Origin of the sequence: Microbulbifer thermotolerans, from assembly GCF_001617625.1 — a bacterium.
GTDB lineage: Bacteria > Pseudomonadota > Gammaproteobacteria > Pseudomonadales > Cellvibrionaceae > Microbulbifer > Microbulbifer thermotolerans.
In genome coordinates, this window is record NZ_CP014864.1 from 2,891,836 (window position 1) to 2,907,833 (window position 15,998).

Annotated in this window: 14 protein-coding genes; 3 read left to right on the plus strand and 11 right to left on the minus strand. The window is 58.3% G+C overall.

The window, feature by feature from the left end; genetic code table 11:
* The first annotated feature begins 297 nt into the window (after nt 1-297).
* The 3 genes from dusA to A3224_RS12065 all read left to right on the plus strand — a co-directional run bounded on the left by dusA (nt 298) and on the right by A3224_RS12065 (nt 2,842).
* Entirely contained in the window at nt 298-1,275 is a 978-nt protein-coding gene (gene dusA, locus A3224_RS12055) for a tRNA dihydrouridine(20/20a) synthase DusA (protein WP_067154955.1), read from the plus strand.
* Between the two features lie 99 nt (nt 1,276-1,374).
* Entirely contained in the window at nt 1,375-2,364 is a 990-nt protein-coding gene (gene tal, locus A3224_RS12060) for a transaldolase (protein ID WP_067154959.1), read from the plus strand.
* Nucleotides 2,345-2,842 (plus strand): tellurite resistance TerB family protein, encoded by a 498-nt coding sequence (locus A3224_RS12065; protein WP_067154962.1) that lies wholly within the window; start codon nt 2,345-2,347, stop codon nt 2,840-2,842. Before tal ends, A3224_RS12065 begins: the two co-directional genes overlap by 20 nt.
* Before the next feature lie 44 nt (nt 2,843-2,886).
* Here A3224_RS12065 and A3224_RS12070 read toward each other — a convergent pair whose 3' ends face one another.
* The 11 genes from A3224_RS12070 to A3224_RS12120 form a co-directional block, all read right to left on the minus strand.
* Complete coding sequence (locus tag A3224_RS12070) at nt 2,887-3,402, minus strand: STAS domain-containing protein (protein ID WP_067154964.1); 516 nt, start codon at nt 3,400-3,402, stop codon at nt 2,887-2,889.
* A 327-nt stretch (nt 3,403-3,729) separates the two neighbouring features.
* Entirely contained in the window at nt 3,730-4,911 is a 1,182-nt protein-coding gene (locus A3224_RS12075; protein WP_067157935.1) for a PP2C family protein-serine/threonine phosphatase, read from the minus strand.
* 39 nt (nt 4,912-4,950) lie between these two features.
* A complete protein-coding gene (locus tag A3224_RS12080) occupies nt 4,951-5,865 on the minus strand; it encodes an MlaA family lipoprotein (RefSeq protein ID WP_231902377.1) in 915 nt (304 codons plus the stop codon).
* Between the two features lie 133 nt (nt 5,866-5,998).
* A complete protein-coding gene (locus tag A3224_RS12085; RefSeq protein WP_067154967.1) occupies nt 5,999-6,790 on the minus strand; it encodes an HvfC family RiPP maturation protein in 792 nt (263 codons plus the stop codon).
* Nucleotides 6,771-7,628 carry an HvfB family MNIO-type RiPP peptide maturase gene (locus tag A3224_RS12090; RefSeq protein ID WP_067154970.1) on the minus strand — a complete coding sequence of 286 codons (858 nt, stop codon included), beginning with the start codon at nt 7,626-7,628 and terminating at the stop codon, nt 6,771-6,773. Before A3224_RS12090 ends, A3224_RS12085 begins: the two co-directional genes overlap by 20 nt.
* Nucleotides 7,629-7,879: 251 nt before the next feature.
* Entirely contained in the window at nt 7,880-8,173 is a 294-nt protein-coding gene (locus tag A3224_RS12095) for an HvfA family oxazolone/thioamide-modified RiPP metallophore (RefSeq protein WP_067154973.1), read from the minus strand.
* 225 nt (nt 8,174-8,398) lie between these two features.
* Complete coding sequence (hrpA, locus tag A3224_RS12100) at nt 8,399-12,313, minus strand: ATP-dependent RNA helicase HrpA (RefSeq protein WP_067154976.1); 3,915 nt, start codon at nt 12,311-12,313, stop codon at nt 8,399-8,401.
* A gap of 234 nt (nt 12,314-12,547) precedes the next feature.
* A complete protein-coding gene (locus A3224_RS12105) occupies nt 12,548-13,729 on the minus strand; it encodes a vWA domain-containing protein (RefSeq protein WP_067154979.1) in 1,182 nt (393 codons plus the stop codon).
* Between the two features lie 44 nt (nt 13,730-13,773).
* Nucleotides 13,774-14,619: an AAA family ATPase gene (locus A3224_RS12110; protein WP_067154982.1), complete on the minus strand. Its 846-nt coding sequence runs from the start codon at nt 14,617-14,619 to the stop codon at nt 13,774-13,776.
* A gap of 137 nt (nt 14,620-14,756) precedes the next feature.
* Nucleotides 14,757-15,437: a YEATS-associated helix-containing protein gene (locus A3224_RS12115; protein ID WP_067154985.1), complete on the minus strand. Its 681-nt coding sequence runs from the start codon at nt 15,435-15,437 to the stop codon at nt 14,757-14,759.
* 145 nt (nt 15,438-15,582) lie between these two features.
* Nucleotides 15,583-15,963: a hypothetical protein gene (locus A3224_RS12120; RefSeq protein ID WP_067154987.1), complete on the minus strand. Its 381-nt coding sequence runs from the start codon at nt 15,961-15,963 to the stop codon at nt 15,583-15,585.
* Between the last annotated feature and the right edge of the window lie 35 nt (nt 15,964-15,998).

Sequence of the window (15,998 nt, forward strand, 5' to 3'; positions counted from 1 at the left end):
GTCGCTTCCGGGGCGCTCAGGCAATAGGCTGGCCATTTCGAAAACGCACGAGTACTTCCCTGTAGCTCCGACGGATACATCCCTGTATCCGACGGTTTCGAAATACCCCTCCTATCACCTGAGCTTCTCATCTGGCTCCAAAGCGTTTTTACGTCAGGAAGTGAATTAATCAGAGGTTCCCTAGTAAATTAATCCAAAGCGCCATAGTGCTTTCGCCAGCCCGATCGGGATAATATGTCCCCCGTTCGCAATGGTGGACCTGCGCGCCCCGCGGCCGCCACAACCGATAGTTGAGACATGCCCAATCACTCCCCACACCGATTCTGTACTGCCCCCCTGCTGGACTGGAGCGACAGGCACTGCCGCTATATGTGGCGCCTGCTGAGTAAGCGCGCAATGCTCTACTCAGAGATGGTGACAACCGGTGCGATTTTGCACGGTGACAGAAAGCGATACTTACAGTTCGACGCCGCTGAGCACCCCGTTGCGCTGCAGATCGGGGGCAGCGACCCGCGCGAGCTGGCTGAGTGCGCCCGTATCGCCGAAGACTGGGGCTACGATGAAATCAACCTGAACTGCGGCTGTCCCAGTGACCGAGTGCAATCGGGCCGCTTCGGCGCCTGTCTGATGGCGGAGCCGGAATTGGTGGCTGAGGGGTTGGCGGCCATGCGTGCGGCCGTTTCCATCCCGGTCACCGTCAAGCACCGCATCGGCATCGACGATATGGAAGACTATCCCGGCCTCACCCGCTTTGTGGAACACCAGGCCGCCGCGGGTGTCAGCACCTTTATCGTGCACGCGCGCAAGGCCTGGCTAAAGGGACTCAGTCCGAAGGAAAACCGCGAAATTCCACCACTCAACTACGATATGGTCTACCAGTTGAAAAGGGACTATCCGCAGCTGGAGATTGTCATCAACGGTGGTATCGACTCCATCGAGGCCTGTCGGCGACATCTGCGCCATGTGGACGGCGTTATGCTCGGTCGCGCCGCCTACCAGACCCCGGCGCTGCTCGCGCAAGTGGACAGTGAACTGTTCAGCGGTGAACCGGGACCCGGCGCCGCCCGGGTGGTTGAACAGATGCTGCCCTACATCGAGCGCCAGCTGGCACTGGGGGCACGCCTGAACCATATTACCCGCCATATGCTGGGGCTCTTTCAAGGGCTTCCGGGTGCGCGCCGCTTCCGCCGCCACTTGAGCGAAAATGCGCACCGCGATGGGGCCGGTCCGGAAGTGGTTGAGCAAGCCTTGGCGCAAGTGACTCAAGCCGCCTAGGGGTGCAGCCTCCCGGGCGCGATTCCGATCCAAGAGCGCTCGGCTACTGGGGCGGGCATGCGCTACTCAAGAACCAATTCAGTAAATCGAGGGACTGAAATGAACAAGCTCGAACAATTAAAGGCGCGCAGCCAGGTGGTTGCGGACACCGGAGACATAGCGGCGATTCAACGCTATCACCCCCAGGACGCCACCACCAACCCGTCACTACTGTTCAAGGCCGCGCAGTTGCCTCAGTACCAGGCACTGATCGGCGAGTCCCTGGATTGGGCTAAGCGCCATTGCCACGACGATGCGTCCATCCCCGGGCAGGCGGCGATCAAACTGGCCGTGGCCATAGGTGCGGAGATACTGCAGTTGGTACCGGGCGTGGTCTCTACCGAGGTGGACGCGCGCCTCTCCTTCGACACCCGCGCCACCATCGACTACGCGCGCCGTCTGATCTCGCTCTACGAACAGGCTGGCGTGCCGCGGGAACGGGTGCTGATCAAGATCGCTTCCACCTGGGAAGGGATAACGGCGGCATCGGTCCTCGAGCGGGAGGGCATCCACTGCAATCTGACGCTGCTGTTCAGCTTCTGCCAGGCAGTGGCCTGCGCCGAAGCGGGCGTTACGCTGATTTCCCCTTTTGTGGGCCGCATTCTCGACTGGCATAAAGCACACAGCGGCCGCGAAGATTTTACCGCCGAGGAGGATCCCGGCGTACTGTCGGTGCGCAACATCTACCATTACTACAAGTCCCGCGGTTACGACACGGTGGTTATGGCCGCCAGTTTTCGCAACACTGGTGAAATTGAAGCCCTGGCCGGCTGTGACCGCCTGACCATCAGCCCACAGCTATTGCAAGCCCTGGAGGAGGATGACGGCAACCTGACCGGGGGGCTGCCCGAGCAAACGGAACCCCTGGCGCGCCCAAACCGAGCTCTGGGCGAAGCCGAGTTCCGTTACCAACTTAACAGTGATGCTATGGCCACTGAAAAGCTGGCCGAGGGTATCCGCAATTTTGTACAGGATCAGGAGCGGCTGGAGCTTCTTCTGCAGACACATTTGATAGGGCGCACGGAAACAAATGCTGCAACAAATCCGTAAGCTGTTCGAGCAAATAGGCCGCGGCGCCGATGTCGAAGTCAGCGTTGACAAAGACGTGCGTATGATCAGTGCCGCTTTGCTGGCGGAAGTCGCCACCGTCGATCAGAAGCTGGACCAGCGCGAGCGAGCCACCCTGACCCGCCTGCTGCAAAGCCACTACCAGCTGGATTCCAGCGCCGCAGAGACGCTGGTCACTGAAGCCCTGGCTCACCGCGACCGGGCCACATCCCTGTACGAATTCACCCAGACGGTGAATGCACAGTTCAGCGACAGGGAAAAATACGCGCTGGTGTTACAGATGTGGCAGGTGGCTTTTTCCGACAATGTCATAGAACCCTTCGAAGAGCACCTGATCCGTCGGGTGGCGGAGCTGATCCACCTGCCCCACGGACGCTTTACGCGAGCTCGGGCAGAGGCGAGAGAGCTGCGCCAACGGGAGCAAAGGGATGACCCCAAAGGAATGGGAAAGGAAAGATAGCCTTGCCGGCTAACACGGCAAAACCGCAAAGCGCGTATGCATCATCAGTGCATCCGCGCGGAAGGCTTGCCAATTGGATCGCACTCCAGCTCCAGGGAGTGAACCAGATCGCGGAAGGCCTCCTCGTTGCGCGCATTCATGCTCATTAACACGCGGTGGGCTTCCAGCACCTTCTCCCGCGCCGCGTATTCATCCGGAGACTCGCACTTGAGGGCCTCGGTCTCGGCCAAGTCGCGGCGCTCATCGCTGACTTCGATGAGCGACTCAAAACCCATCGCATCCAGCAAGTGGCGGATACCCTCATCAGCGGACAGGGCGAGCGGTTTTGGGCGGCCCCGCTCCAGGGCGCGAATGGCAATCTTAGCCATCAACCCCAAAGTGGTACTGTCCACACATTCAGCGCCGTGCAGGTCGAATACTACGTCGGTGAAATCATCGCGCTTAAACATGCTGTCGATAAAGTCATCGAAGGAAGCACACAAATTGAGGCGCACATCACCCACCATTTTGATGACGTACACACCCTCGTGGGCTCCAACCATAATTTGCCCGGACTGCATAACAACCCCTGGCACATCCACGCTGCGGCAGCTATTGCGCGCGGGCAGATGGCGATAGTTCACTTACAGAGAGCACAACCGTTGATTGTCAGATAGCGCAGATCAAGCGGTTTGTGCGTAAAGTGGGCGGAGCTTACTCCTGCGCACCGGCAGTGGCAAGGGTACCAAAATCGATCGAATGGACTCTCCGGTCATTGCTGGCATTATTCCAGTATGCCAAGCGGCGAAAAGTCCATCCCAGACCGGTATCCACCTTTGTTGGGTCAGGCCGGCAACCGCCACCCACGCCTAGCGCCGAGCTACCGGCAAACCGCTATGCCGGTTATATCAGCCCTGCCTCAATGTGAGTATAGTGACGTCGTCCGGCAACGCGTCGGACGTGTCCACATGCAGCTCGGCACAGAGGGCATCCAGGTCACCGCAGCTGCGTTGGATTGCCTGCAGTAGCTGCTCTTCCCGCTTCAACAGGTCTCCCCGCAAAAGCTCCAGCACACCGTCGGAGCAAGTGACCAGACACCATTTAGCCGGCAATTTGGCACACAGCACCGACCAGTCCCCCTGCTCAAAGAGCCCCAGAGGCCGTCCCTTACCGGGCAGCCATTCGGCGCCCTCGTCAGTCAGCAGTGCCGGCATGGGCACCTGCCCCGCAACGGCATAGTGCAGCTGGTCCGTTTTGGTATCCACCACCCCGACGAACATACTGGCATGCTTTTCCAGGCGTGTGGAAAGCAGCTCCCGATTGATCATGCTGAGAATATCGAGCAGATCAGTGCCCAGCCTCTCCTGCTGCACAAACAGCGACCGCTCGCGCAATTCGTGCATGATGCTGTTCTTGATCAGCGCCGTCACCAGCGCCGAGGAGACACCGTGCCCGGACACATCCGTCAGATAGAAGGCGACAAAGCGCCCTCCGAATAGGCCATAGTCGACAAAGTCGCCACTGAGGTAAAGGGAGGGAACCAGGCGGTAAGCGGCTTCTATACCGCCGGGGTAGCGATAGGGGGTACGGGGCAACAGGTGCTGCTGCAACAGGCGCCCGGCCTGGTGGTCCTGCTGCAAGAGTTCCACGTGATCGCGCAATTCGCGGTTGCGCCGCTCCAGTTCTTCGCGGTACTCGCGGTTTTGGGTCTCCAGAGTTTCGGCATTGGCAATGCGGCAGATGGCGTGGTCAATGACCGCCGTATCTTCGAGGGGTTTGAGCAGGTAGTCTGCAGCACCGAGGCGCAGCGCCTTCACTGCGTCGCCGACGTCGCTATTAGACGAGAGCACAATCACTGCGGTTTCCGAGGACAAGCGCTTGATCTTGCGCAGCACCTCCAGGCCATCCATGTCCGGCAAATTGAGGTCGACAATCACCAAATGGAAAATCCGCGGGGTGAAGCGACCGATGCCCTCGACGCCACTCTCCGCCACCACGACCTCGTAGCCGAGACGCGACAATGCGCCGCGCACATAGTCGCGGGAACGCAGCTCACTTTCGATCAGCAGTACATTTCTGCGGTCAGCCATGGCGCGACTCGCCGACACCCGGCGGCGGCTGGGGAACAATCAGAAGTCAAACTCTTCATCGGAATCGCTGCCGAAATCATCCTCCAGTTCACCGTCTCGAATCAGATAGTCGCGCCGCTGCAGATAGGCATCCCGCAGTAGGATATAGCGGTCACCGTGCAACAGGGTTTCCGCCTGCAGCAGACCGGCACGTGTCTGAACCAAATCGGTGAACTTAAATGCATAGCTGGTCTGATCGTGATTGATGTAGGTAAGCGGGTTGGTATACCAGTCTACCACCCCTCCGGGGGCATCCCGCAGGGTGGAGGGTCCCATAAAGGGCAGCACCACATAGGGCCCGGAGGGCATGCCCCAAACCGCCAGCGTCTGGCCGAAGTCTTCCCCTTCACCGGATTCCAGGCCCACGTGCTTGGCCACATCAAAAAGGCCTGCCACGCCTACGGTACTATTAACCAGGAAGCGCCCTGCGTCGTTACCCGCCTGCCCCCACTTTCCCTGCAAAAGGCTGTTGAAGGAGTTTGTGATCTCGCGCAAGTTCCCGAAAAAGTTGCTGATACCGGTTTGCATAAATATTGGGGTGATCTGGCGGTAACTGGTGGCAACCGGCTTCAGCACCCATCGGTCAGCGGTATCGTTAAAGCGGAATACGGCGCGGTTGAAGCCCTCCCAGGGGTCACGCTGAGCCGGTTCCTCCTCGCTGGCGAACTCCTCCGCCGGATCGAAACCGTATTCATCTTCCAGCGTCGAGGCCTCAGCCTCGCTTTCAGCATCGTTTCCATCTGCGGCAAAGGGGTCTTCGCTCTCTGCAGAAGGCTGTATGTCTTGCTCGCTGGATGTTGTCTGGGGCGCAACGACCTCTTGTTCCGGCTCTGCAAAAGGCTCCTGTGCCAGCGCAGAAGCGGCGCAAAGCATGGTTGCAAACATCCAGGGGGAAATGAAACTGCGTCCCAGCAAAACCCTGCTCCTCTTCGTCATAGTTACAATTGCGAGGATTTTAACGCCCCCACAGTAGGTAAACCACCCTGGGCAGCATAGCAGCTGGGGACTGGGCGGTTTTAGTCAAGAATTGAAGAGATTCCGGCAAGTGTCAGGGCTTTAGCCCGGCGATGACACCGATGCGCAGCAGTTTTTCCAACAGCTCGCGCCCGAATACCAACATTGACTTCTGGTCCACCTGCCCAATTTCCTCTGCCAGAATTTCCAACACCTGCCCCCCGTTCCGCTCTCCCTCTTGTAGCAACTGTAGCAAGCGCGCAGTCACTGCATTGATTTCCATAAAGCGAACCCGGTCACTGCGGTCGCGATAGACCAGAAGGAACGTCGGTTCCGGCGGCGGCTCCTGCGGCTGGTAGGCCGGTCCGATCCGATGCACCGGATAGCGGTAATTGAGGGACCACACCAGGGGAGAAACCACCGGCACCTGCACCAGCACATCCCCTGTTTGCATCAACGCCTGCGGAAACTCCGCCTCATTGACGTCCAAGGCCAATTCCACCCATTCATAGTGGGCCAGCTCCAGCAGGAAAGGCGGATCGTCGGCGCGCAGTCCCCGCTCGTGCTGCAGATAGTGCAAAAACTCCTCGCTGATTTGTAAAAAGTACGGGCTGCGGGACGCGTGATGCCGGACAAAATCGCGCACCATGGCGTGCCAGTGCTCGTCTCCCACAGCGCCGCCACCTTCGCGGTATACACTGCGCAACACCGGAAAGCCATCGGCAATAAAAGACTCGATATTGTTGTAAATCAGATCCCGGTATATGCCCATACGGCGATCTTCAATCCCTTCGGGCGCCACACAGGCGTCTGGCGCGCGCAAATGTGCGGCAAATGCCCGCTGCAGACTTTGAAAGTGCCTAGGGTTACCCGTGACTGAAGGCATGATGCACCTCCCCCGCTGTGTAAGCGGCCTGGATGGATCTGATCCGCGCCACCTCGCACAACAATTCGGGCAGCGGCGGTATATTGAAGTCCCGCTCCAGTAAGGTCGGCATTCTGCCGTGAATTTCATAAGCCCGTTCCAGCAACTGCCATACGGGGTCGATTACCGGCGCGCCGTGCGTATCCACTTTTAAGTCCTCGGCCTCATCGTAGTGCCCGGCCACATGGACGTAGCGGATGCGTGTGCTGGGCAGCCCCTGCAGAAAGTGCAGCGGATCGTAATTGTGGTTTACGGAATTGACGTAGACGTTGTTCACGTCCAGCAGCAGGTCACAGTCCGCCTCTTCGAGCACCGCATTGAGGAATTCCAGCTCCGTCATCTCCTGGCCCGGCGCGGCATAGTAAGACACATTTTCCATGGCGATTCGCTGTTCGAGAATATCCTGCACTGTGCGTATCCGCCCCGCCACGTAGGTGACCGCTTCAGCGGTGAAGGGGATCGGCAACAGGTCGTAGAGGTGGCCGTGGTCGGAACAGTAGCTCAGATGCTCGCTATAACAGCGGATTTCGTGATCGCGAATAAACTTTTTGATGGATTTGACCAGTTCCAGATCCAGGGGAGCGGGCGAACCGATCGACAGGGACAGGCCGTGGGTAACGAAGGGAAACCTTTCAGTATAGCTGCGGAACCAACGCCCGAAGCGCCCGCCAACACCTATCCAGTTTTCCGGCGCCACTTCGAGAAAATCCACAGACTCATCGGGAAGTTCCTCCCCCATCATAGAGCGCCGTAACCCCAGGCCGGCACCGTTAACCGGATAAAAGGTATCTTCCTGCATTCTGTGAGAAACCTCTGTATCACCCGCTCCCGGGCTTATAGAAATGTGCCACTATAGACGGGAAGCGCAATTGATGAGCTGAAGGATTTTCGAAACCAGCGGATGACGGATCTCGAGCGCACCTGGAACCTTTCTGCGCTCAGGGGGAATGCATCCGTGTCCCCACGGCTTCTTGACTTTTGCGGATATCGGCCCTGGCAGCGGTTCCATGCAAAAACGACAGGGCCGATTCCCGCGAGGGAAATAGCGAATTATCCGCCGCATTTACCCTCGCCGCATTTACCTTCCTTTTTCTTACCTTCTCCGCATTTACCCTCGCCGCACTTGCCTTCTTTCTTCTTGCCTTCGCCGCATTTACCCTCGCCGCATTTGCCTTCCTTTTTCTTGTCCTCTCCCTGCTGCATGGCAAGGTTATAGCCGGAGGAGAGCTCCTCGGCGGCAAAGGGATTGGCATTGCCGACAGACGCGGAAACATTTATCGCCGCAGAGGCCAGAAAAGCCGCGCCGACCGCAGCTGCTACCGGGGAAAGATTCTTCTTGGACATAACGGATCTCCTGATAAAAATCCTGAGTAATGGAAAACAAACGCCACAGCGCGACAGTTTTCCAGGAGGAGTATAGTGCCACCAACTGCAAAACAGTCGCGCACTGAGACAGGATCGAAGAACGAAATTTCCACTCTCCAGCGGAATAATGTCCAAACCGTGACCCCGTTCTCGAATGGTTGGTCGCTGTTTGGCGGGGTTTATTACACCTACGGCGGGATTTTTTCAGAAACGGCAAACGGCGGGTTCTATTTCCTCCCACAGCTTGCGCAGGCGCTTGGCGGATACCGGCCTCAGAGTTTTTAAAGTCTGGGCAAAGAGTGAGACGCGGAATTCTTCCAACATCCAACGGTACTGTGCCAGCTGAGTATCCGCGGCCAGCGATCTCGGGGTATGGCGCTCCGCCAAGGCGAGATAAGGTTCTGCGGTCCCGTGAAGCTCTGCCTGCAAACGGCGGTCGCGGTTTGGGTCCAGAGCAGCCTTTTCCAGACGCAGAGAGATCCCTTTAAGGTAGCGGCTGTATTGGCGCAGCCACTCCAGTGGAGTATCGAACAAAAAGCCGCGGTAAAAGAGTCCCGCCAGTTGCTGCTGGATATCCCCCACCGCCATGGCCAGGGCCAGATTTTTCTGCTGTTTGATCAGCTTGCGCAGTGGTACCAACTGAGCCAGCGCTTTTACCAGCAGGTCGGCGATCTCCTGAGCCACCGATACCAGTTCCCCACTCTTTTCCAATGCGGAGAGAAAATCCGCCTCAGTGCGCGGCCATTGTTCGTCCGGCCAGAAAAGCTCGCGTGCGGCGGCCAGCAGAATGTCGTCCGCCACGTCTTCCCGCTTGCCCAGGTCCGCAGCGGAAAGCCCCAATTCCTTGCCGCGCAACAACTCTTTGCGCAGATATTTGACCGGCTCGGGCAGGTGGAGTAGCGCCAGACGACAGATACCCGCGCGACTCTGCCGCTGCGCTTCATAGGGGTTATCCAACAGCTTGAGGGAAACGCTGTCTTGCGCCTCTATCAAGGTTGGATAGGCGCGTACTTTCAAGGCACCCTGTTGCAATATGTGGGTTTCGGGCAGATCGCCGAAATCCCAGTGGGTGATCCCTTCGCGCTCGAAGTCATCGCCGGCAGTGGCCAGTTCCTTTTGTACCCGGTCCTTGTAGCGCGCCTGCAACTCAGGCAGATTCCGCCCCTGATCGAGCAGTTCACCCTCCTCGTCCAGCACCTGGATATTGAAACGGTAAAAATCTTCGAGAGATGCTTCCGCCGCTTCCCAGGCGGAATCCGGCACTTCCTGCGCGGTTTGACGTTTGAGTTCCTGCGCCAACGCCTGCCACAAGGGCAACTGGTCCGGCTGTAGGCGGGGCAACGCCTTGTCCACCGCCGCGGGCACAGGCACAAAATATTTGCGCCATTGTTTGGGCAGTGCCTTGATCAGCGCTATGCATTTGTCGCGCAACAGCCCTGGCACCAGCCAGGTAAGCCGCGCCGCAGGGACTTGGTGCAGTGCGCCCACGGGCACCTGAACACTGACACCGTCATCTTCCGCTCCAGGCTCGAAGTGGTAGGCGAGCGGAAACACCATGCCGCCGGTGGACAGTTCATCGGGGAATTGAGCCTCACCGATATTGGATGCGGTGTGCTGCATCAAAAGTTCACGGGGGACGTAGAGCAGATGCGGCTCCTTTTCCTCCGCCCGCTTGCGCCAGTGCTCAAAACCGGCCAGGTTTATGATGTCCCCAGGCACTCGCTCGTCGAAAAAGCGGAAAATCACTTCGTCATCTACCAGGATATCGCGGCGGCGGGACTTGGCCTCCAAATCCTCCAATTCCGCCAGCAGCTCCCGGTAGTGTTCGAAAAATCCGCCCTTGCCCCGGTAGCGCTGCTCCACCAGTGCCTGGCGAATAAAGACCTCACGGGATATTTTCGGGTCCAGTTTTCCAAAGTGGACGCGGCGTTTTTCCACCAGCACCAGACCGTAGAGGGAGATTTTTTCAAACGCCATCACCCGGCCGGAACGGGTATCGTAGTGGGGTTCGGAATAGTTGCGCTTGACGAGGTGCTCCGCCGCCGCAAGCACCCAGTCCGGCTCGATTTTTGCCACGGTGTGCGCGAATAGCCGGCTGGTTTCCAGCAACTGCGCGGCGACAACCCAACGCGGAGGTTTTTTGAATTGGCCTGATCCGGGAAAAATATGGAAACGCCGGTTGCGACAACCGAGAAATTCTTTATTTTCATCCCGCACACCGATATTGCCCAGCAAGCCGGGCACAATGGCCGCGTGCACCGCGGCGTAATCCGCCGCCTCAGCATTTTCCTTCAGTTCCAACTCACGACAGGCCAGGCGCAGTTGGTGGTGTATATCCCGCCACTCGCGCATACGCAGCCAGGACAGAAAGTTTCTCTGACACCATTTGCGCAGCTGGTTCTGGCTCAGGGCCTGGCGCTGTGCTTCAAAAGCCTCCCACAGCTGCACATAGGAGAGAAAATCCGATTCCTGGTGCTGCCACTGCCTGTGCTTTTCATCCGCTGCCTGCCGCTTTTCCGCCGGGCGCTCGCGTGGGTCTTGCACCGCAAGCGCACTGACAATAATCAGTATTTCCCGCAGGCTGCCGCGCGCCGCGGCGGCCGCCAGCATACGACCGAGACGCGGGTCCAGTGGCAGGCGCGACAGAGTGCGCCCGAGCGGTGTCACCTTGCCGCGCGCGTCCAGCGCCTGCAATTCCTGTAACAACTTGTAACCGTCGTTAATCAGGCGCTGGTCCGGCGGATCAACAAACGGAAAGTCGCGGATATCACCAATTCTGAGCTGCAACATTTGCAGAATAACCGCGGCCAGATTGGTGCGCAGTATCTCCGCATCGGTAAATTGTGCCCGCTGCTCGAAGTCCTTTTCGTCGTAGAGCCGCACACAGATACCGGCACTGACTCGGCCACAGCGGCCGGCGCGCTGATTGGCGCTGGCCTGGGAAATGGGTTCCACCGGCAGCCGTTGAATTTTGCTGCGGTAACTGTAGCGGCTGATTCGCGCTGTGCCGGGATCGATCACATAGCGAATCCCGGGCACGGTAATCGAGGTCTCCGCCACGTTAGTGGCGAGAACTATCCTGCGGCCCTTGTGACCGTGAAAAACCTTGGCCTGCTCCGCCAGACTGAGGCGCGCATAGAGCGGGAGTATCTCAATATTCGCCAACTGCGCATCGCGCAGCGCTTTGTGACATTCGCGGATTTCGCGCTCACCACTCATAAATACCAGGATATCGCCGCCGCGCCTGCCGCTGGATTTTTCCCCCTCCAGAAGCTCCTCCACCGCGGCGACAACCTGCTCGTTCAAATCCTGGTCACTGTCGAGCGGCGGGCGATAGCGGATCTCTACCGGGTAGGTGCGCCCGGAGACCTCAATGATCGGTGCACCGTCGAAGTGCTGGGAAAATTTTTCCAGGTCGATGGTAGCTGATGTGATGATCAGTTTAAGATCCGGACGCTTCGGCAGCAGGGTTTTCAAATAGCCCAGCAGGAAATCGATATTCAGACTGCGCTCATGGGCTTCGTCCACAATCAGAGTGTCGTATTGATTCAGCAACGGATCGCGCTGGATTTCCGCCAGCAGTATGCCGTCGGTCATCAACTTGATATGGGTGTGCTCGCTGCTGTGGTCGGTAAAGCGCACCTGGTAGCCGACGGATTCCCCCAACGGCTGCCCCAACTCCTCGGCAATGCGATTGGCAACGGTGCGCGCGGCGATACGGCGCGGCTGGGTATGGCCGATCTGGCCGGTGATACCGCGGCCAAGTTGCAGGCAGATTTTCGGCAACTGGGTAGTTTTTCCCGATCCGGTTTCCCCGGCGACAACAACCACTTGGTGTTTGGCGATCAGCTCGGCGATTTCATCGCGCCGGGCCACCACTGGAAGCCCTTCCGGCCAGCGTATTTCCGGCACTTTCTGCCGGCGCGCCTCCACCAGTGCCAGAGACGTCTCGAGCTGTTCCTTGATTTGCGCAAGTATGCGGTCGGCCGGTTTGCCCGCCTTGATTCGCCTGCGCGCGTTACTGAGAGACTTACGCAGGCGGTAGCGATCGCGCCCCATACACTGGGCGATGCGGCTTTCCACAGCGGTGAGGGAGGTTGCGGTCTCAGGGTGTTTCATGGGTTCGCTTTGCCACTGCAAACCGGCAATTATACCCGTCTCTCCGCATCGGCACAGTCAGCGGCACCGCAGTAAAAGCACTTGGGAATCTGTGCTCGAGGAAACTCGGATGAGCTTGCTTCGTGGCAACTAGGGCACCACTGATGCATTCACCTCTTGACGGTAAAGCTTCCTCGAAGCTGGATGAGGCGCTCAGACGATGGGATGGATATTTCGAAACCGCCGGATACTCGGTCAGCGCCCCTTCACCAGGTAGGCAATGGCCCGGTCCAGTCCCTCCAAGGTCATGGGATACATATGCCCACCAACCAGGCGTTCAATCAGGCCGATGCTGGATGTGTATTGCCAGTGAGCTTCGTCGACCGGGTTCAGCCACACCAGGCTGTCGTAGTTATCCACTACCCGCTGCAACCACATTGCCCCCGGCTCTTCGTTCATATGCTCGACACTACCGTAGCGGCTGGTGATCTCGTAAGGCGCCATGGAGGCATCGCCTACGAATATGATTTTGTAGTCTTTGCCATAGGTGCGCAGCACTTCCAGCAAGGGAGTGGTTTCCCCATAGCGGCGCTGGTTGTCCTTCCACACATGTTCGTAAACGCAGTTGTGGAAATAAAAATATTCCAGGTGCTTAAACTCCGAACGGCAGGCGGAGAAGAGTTCTTCACACACACGCACATGCATGTCCATGGAACCGCCCACATCGAAGAAAATCAGCACTTTTACTGCATTGTGTCGCTCCGGCACCATTTTGATATCCAGCAGGCCGGCGTTGCGCGCTGTCGATGCAATGGTGCCGTCCAAGTCCAGTTCCTCGGCAGCGCCGGCGCGGGCGAATTTGCGCAGTTTGCGCAGCGCCATCTGAATATTGCGTGTGCCCAGTGCGACACTGTCGTCCAGGTTGCGGAACTGCCGCTTCTGCCACACCTTGACCGCAGAACGGTTGCGGCTGCTCCCCCCCACGCGGATGCCTTCCGGGTGATAGCCGCTGTTGCCAAAGGGACTTGTGCCGCCGGTGCCTATCCAGCGATTGCCGCCGCTGTGGCGCTTTTTCTGCTCCTGCAGGCGCTTTTGGAATTCTTCCAGCAGCTTTTCAAGGCCGCCGAGGCTGTCGATTTTGGCTTTTTCCTCTTCCGAGAGCTGCCTGATGAATTCAGAGCGCAGCCAGTCCTCGGGAATCAACTGTTCGAGAATGTCGTCCAGTGTTTGCAAATCTTTAAAATAAGCCTCGAATGCCCGGTCGAACTTGTCGAAATGCTTTTCATCCTTGACCAGGCAGGTGCGGGCAAGAAAATAAAAGGCTTCCATATCTGCAAAAACCAAGTGCTGCTGCAGGGCTTCCAGCAGAGACAACAGCTCAGTAATGGAAACCGGCAGTTTATGCCGGCGCAGATTCAGGAAAAAACCGATCAGCATATTGCGCCTCTATCGCGGGGTGAAAGCCGGGTCGCCGACAGTGGCTAACGCTTTTCCCGGCGAGCCATAAAGGCCAACCGCTCGAGCATATGCACGTCCTGCTCGTTTTTCAGCAGAGCGCCGTACAAAGGCGGAATCGCACTGCTGCTGTCACGGCTTCTCAGTACCTCCTCGGGAATATTGTCCGCCAGCAGGAGTTTCAACCAATCGATTAATTCGGAAGTGGAAGGCTTTTTCTTCAAACCCGGCACTTCGCGCAGCTGGAAGAAAATATCCATTGCCTCCGCCACTAATTGGCGCTTGATACCGGGGAAGTGCACTTCGACGATTTTGTGCATCGTCTCCCGATCCGGAAAACTGATGTAGTGGAAGAAACAGCGGCGCAAAAAAGCGTCCGGCAGCTCCTTCTCATTGTTGGAAGTGATGATAACAATGGGGCGCTGTTTGGCCTTGACCGTCTCGCCAGTTTCGTAGACGAAGAATTCCATGCGGTCGAGCTCTACCAGCAAATCGTTGGGAAACTCGATATCCGCCTTGTCGATTTCATCAATCAGGAGCACCACCCGCTCCTCGGACTCAAAAGCCTCCCACAGCTTACCCCGCTTGATGTAATTGCGGATATCGTGGACCTTGTCCACCCCCAACTGGGAATCCCGCAGGCGGGATACGGCATCGTATTCGTACAGCCCCTGCTGCGCCTTGGTGGTGGATTTGATATGCCACTGTATCAAGCGGAGACCCAGGCTGCGGGCCACCTCTTCGGCCAGCAGTGTCTTGCCTGTGCCCGGCTCACCCTTGATCAGCAACGGCCGCTGCAGGGTGACCGCCGCGTTCACCGCCATCTGCAGGTCTTCGCTGGCTACATAGCTTTCAGTGCCGGTAAATTTCATTGTCGCTCCACTCAGGTTCCGCGCAGGTTACTGTGAGAAGCGCATATTAATTGATCGGCCAAAAGGGATGGAAGACGGGAGTGCTCAATGTCATTGACGACTTGTGAGCTACAGGCGTACCCGACCGGCGAACCGGCTCAGGCGGCCTGAGTGCTCCGGCGGTGGACCACTTGGCGGCCCTTGTCGGTGATATACCAGCGGATGCCCAGATGGCTGTGGATCTTGCCCACCATCTCCAGTACCAGCAGGTTGTTCAGCGCGCGAGCGACAGAGTTGGTTTCCATTCCCGCCTCCTGCACCATGCCTGACAGAGCTCGGAAGACACAGTCGCTGTTGTTGAGCAGTTTGAGCACCTGCAGTGCATTGTCGTCCAGCTTGCGGATCTGGTTGAAGTCCAGCGTCGGCCCCTGTTCCGGGTCGCCCTCTATCTCGTGCTCCAGCAAGGGCAGCATCTCTAACTGCATTGCGCGCAGCTCTTGCTCCAGGTGCTCCACCCGGGCGCGGGCGATGCTGGCGTCGCGCAGTTGCCGGCGTGCGGCGTTGAATACGAACATGCGCGAGGCGATGGCGGCGAGCAGGCAATAGCCGGTGAAGATCAGCAGACGCGAGGGGTCCCCCTGAATCTCTATCAACAGATCGCTCTGGGTGAATTTGAGGAAAATCGGCACCATCAGCGCGCCGCACAGCCCCATAATCAGGCAACGCGCCAGACCCGCCGGGTCCTCCTCGGTAAACAGCATCTGGTAGTAGTTCACCAGGCCGCCGAGAATACCCGAGACCAGCATTACGGCCGTCAGGATTAGTAGATGGTCGAGCATCCCTGTCCCTCTGCCGGCAAGGAAGCGCCGGTATTTTTCTGTTTGAATCCACGTCGATGGCAGGGCCAGCCTTATAGATATAGCAGTTGCGGCCCCCTGCGGTGGAGGAGGAGGGAGAAAAAGGCGCCTTTGATCGGATGCTCCGTCACTGCTCGTCGAAATAGGGATCTTCCTGGAAGCGCTGGCGCTTTTCGCGGCGGTAGCCCAGGTAGAGGACGGCGAGCCCCCACAGGGCCATCAGCGTCAAGGCGCCGCCAGCGGCAAACACCAAGTTGGCGGTCACTTCCGGCGCTGCGCCCTCCTCCTCAAACAGCATCTGGTAAACAAACAAGGGCAACACGGGGACCGCCACCGCATCGGGCGCCATAGGGCGCGCGGGCATCAGCAGCACCGCGGCAAAGGTGATCAGCAGCAGACGGCGCAGCCAAGCCCAGCTCCAGGTGCGCGTGAACCACCAGCCAGCCAGTAACAGCACCAGGGTGGCAGCGGTGTAGATGGTCCAGGCAATGCGGTATTCTTCAGCCATGGTATTTCTTTACTTCCAACAAGGACGGACATAGT

What these genes read in the sequence shown, in the direction of transcription:
- tal (WP_067154959.1), top strand. Translation starts at nt 1,375, where the DNA reads ATGAACAAGCTCGAACAATTAAAGGCGCGCAGCCAGGTGGTTGCGGAC.
- A3224_RS12090 (WP_067154970.1), bottom strand. Translation starts at nt 7,628, where the DNA reads ATGCAGGAAGATACCTTTTATCCGGTTAACGGTGCCGGCCTGGGGTTA.
- A3224_RS12075 (WP_067157935.1), bottom strand. Translation starts at nt 4,911, where the DNA reads ATGGCTGACCGCAGAAATGTACTGCTGATCGAAAGTGAGCTGCGTTCC.
- A3224_RS12085 (WP_067154967.1), bottom strand. Translation starts at nt 6,790, where the DNA reads ATGCCTTCAGTCACGGGTAACCCTAGGCACTTTCAAAGTCTGCAGCGG.
- A3224_RS12105 (WP_067154979.1), bottom strand. Translation starts at nt 13,729, where the DNA reads ATGCTGATCGGTTTTTTCCTGAATCTGCGCCGGCATAAACTGCCGGTT.
- A3224_RS12095 (WP_067154973.1), bottom strand. Translation starts at nt 8,173, where the DNA reads ATGTCCAAGAAGAATCTTTCCCCGGTAGCAGCTGCGGTCGGCGCGGCT.
- A3224_RS12120 (WP_067154987.1), bottom strand. Translation starts at nt 15,963, where the DNA reads ATGGCTGAAGAATACCGCATTGCCTGGACCATCTACACCGCTGCCACC.
- A3224_RS12070 (WP_067154964.1), bottom strand. Translation starts at nt 3,402, where the DNA reads ATGCAGTCCGGGCAAATTATGGTTGGAGCCCACGAGGGTGTGTACGTC.
- A3224_RS12115 (WP_067154985.1), bottom strand. Translation starts at nt 15,437, where the DNA reads ATGCTCGACCATCTACTAATCCTGACGGCCGTAATGCTGGTCTCGGGT.
- A3224_RS12065 (WP_067154962.1), top strand. Translation starts at nt 2,345, where the DNA reads ATGCTGCAACAAATCCGTAAGCTGTTCGAGCAAATAGGCCGCGGCGCC.
- hrpA (WP_067154976.1), bottom strand. Translation starts at nt 12,313, where the DNA reads ATGAAACACCCTGAGACCGCAACCTCCCTCACCGCTGTGGAAAGCCGC.
- dusA (WP_067154955.1), top strand. Translation starts at nt 298, where the DNA reads ATGCCCAATCACTCCCCACACCGATTCTGTACTGCCCCCCTGCTGGAC.
- A3224_RS12110 (WP_067154982.1), bottom strand. Translation starts at nt 14,619, where the DNA reads ATGAAATTTACCGGCACTGAAAGCTATGTAGCCAGCGAAGACCTGCAG.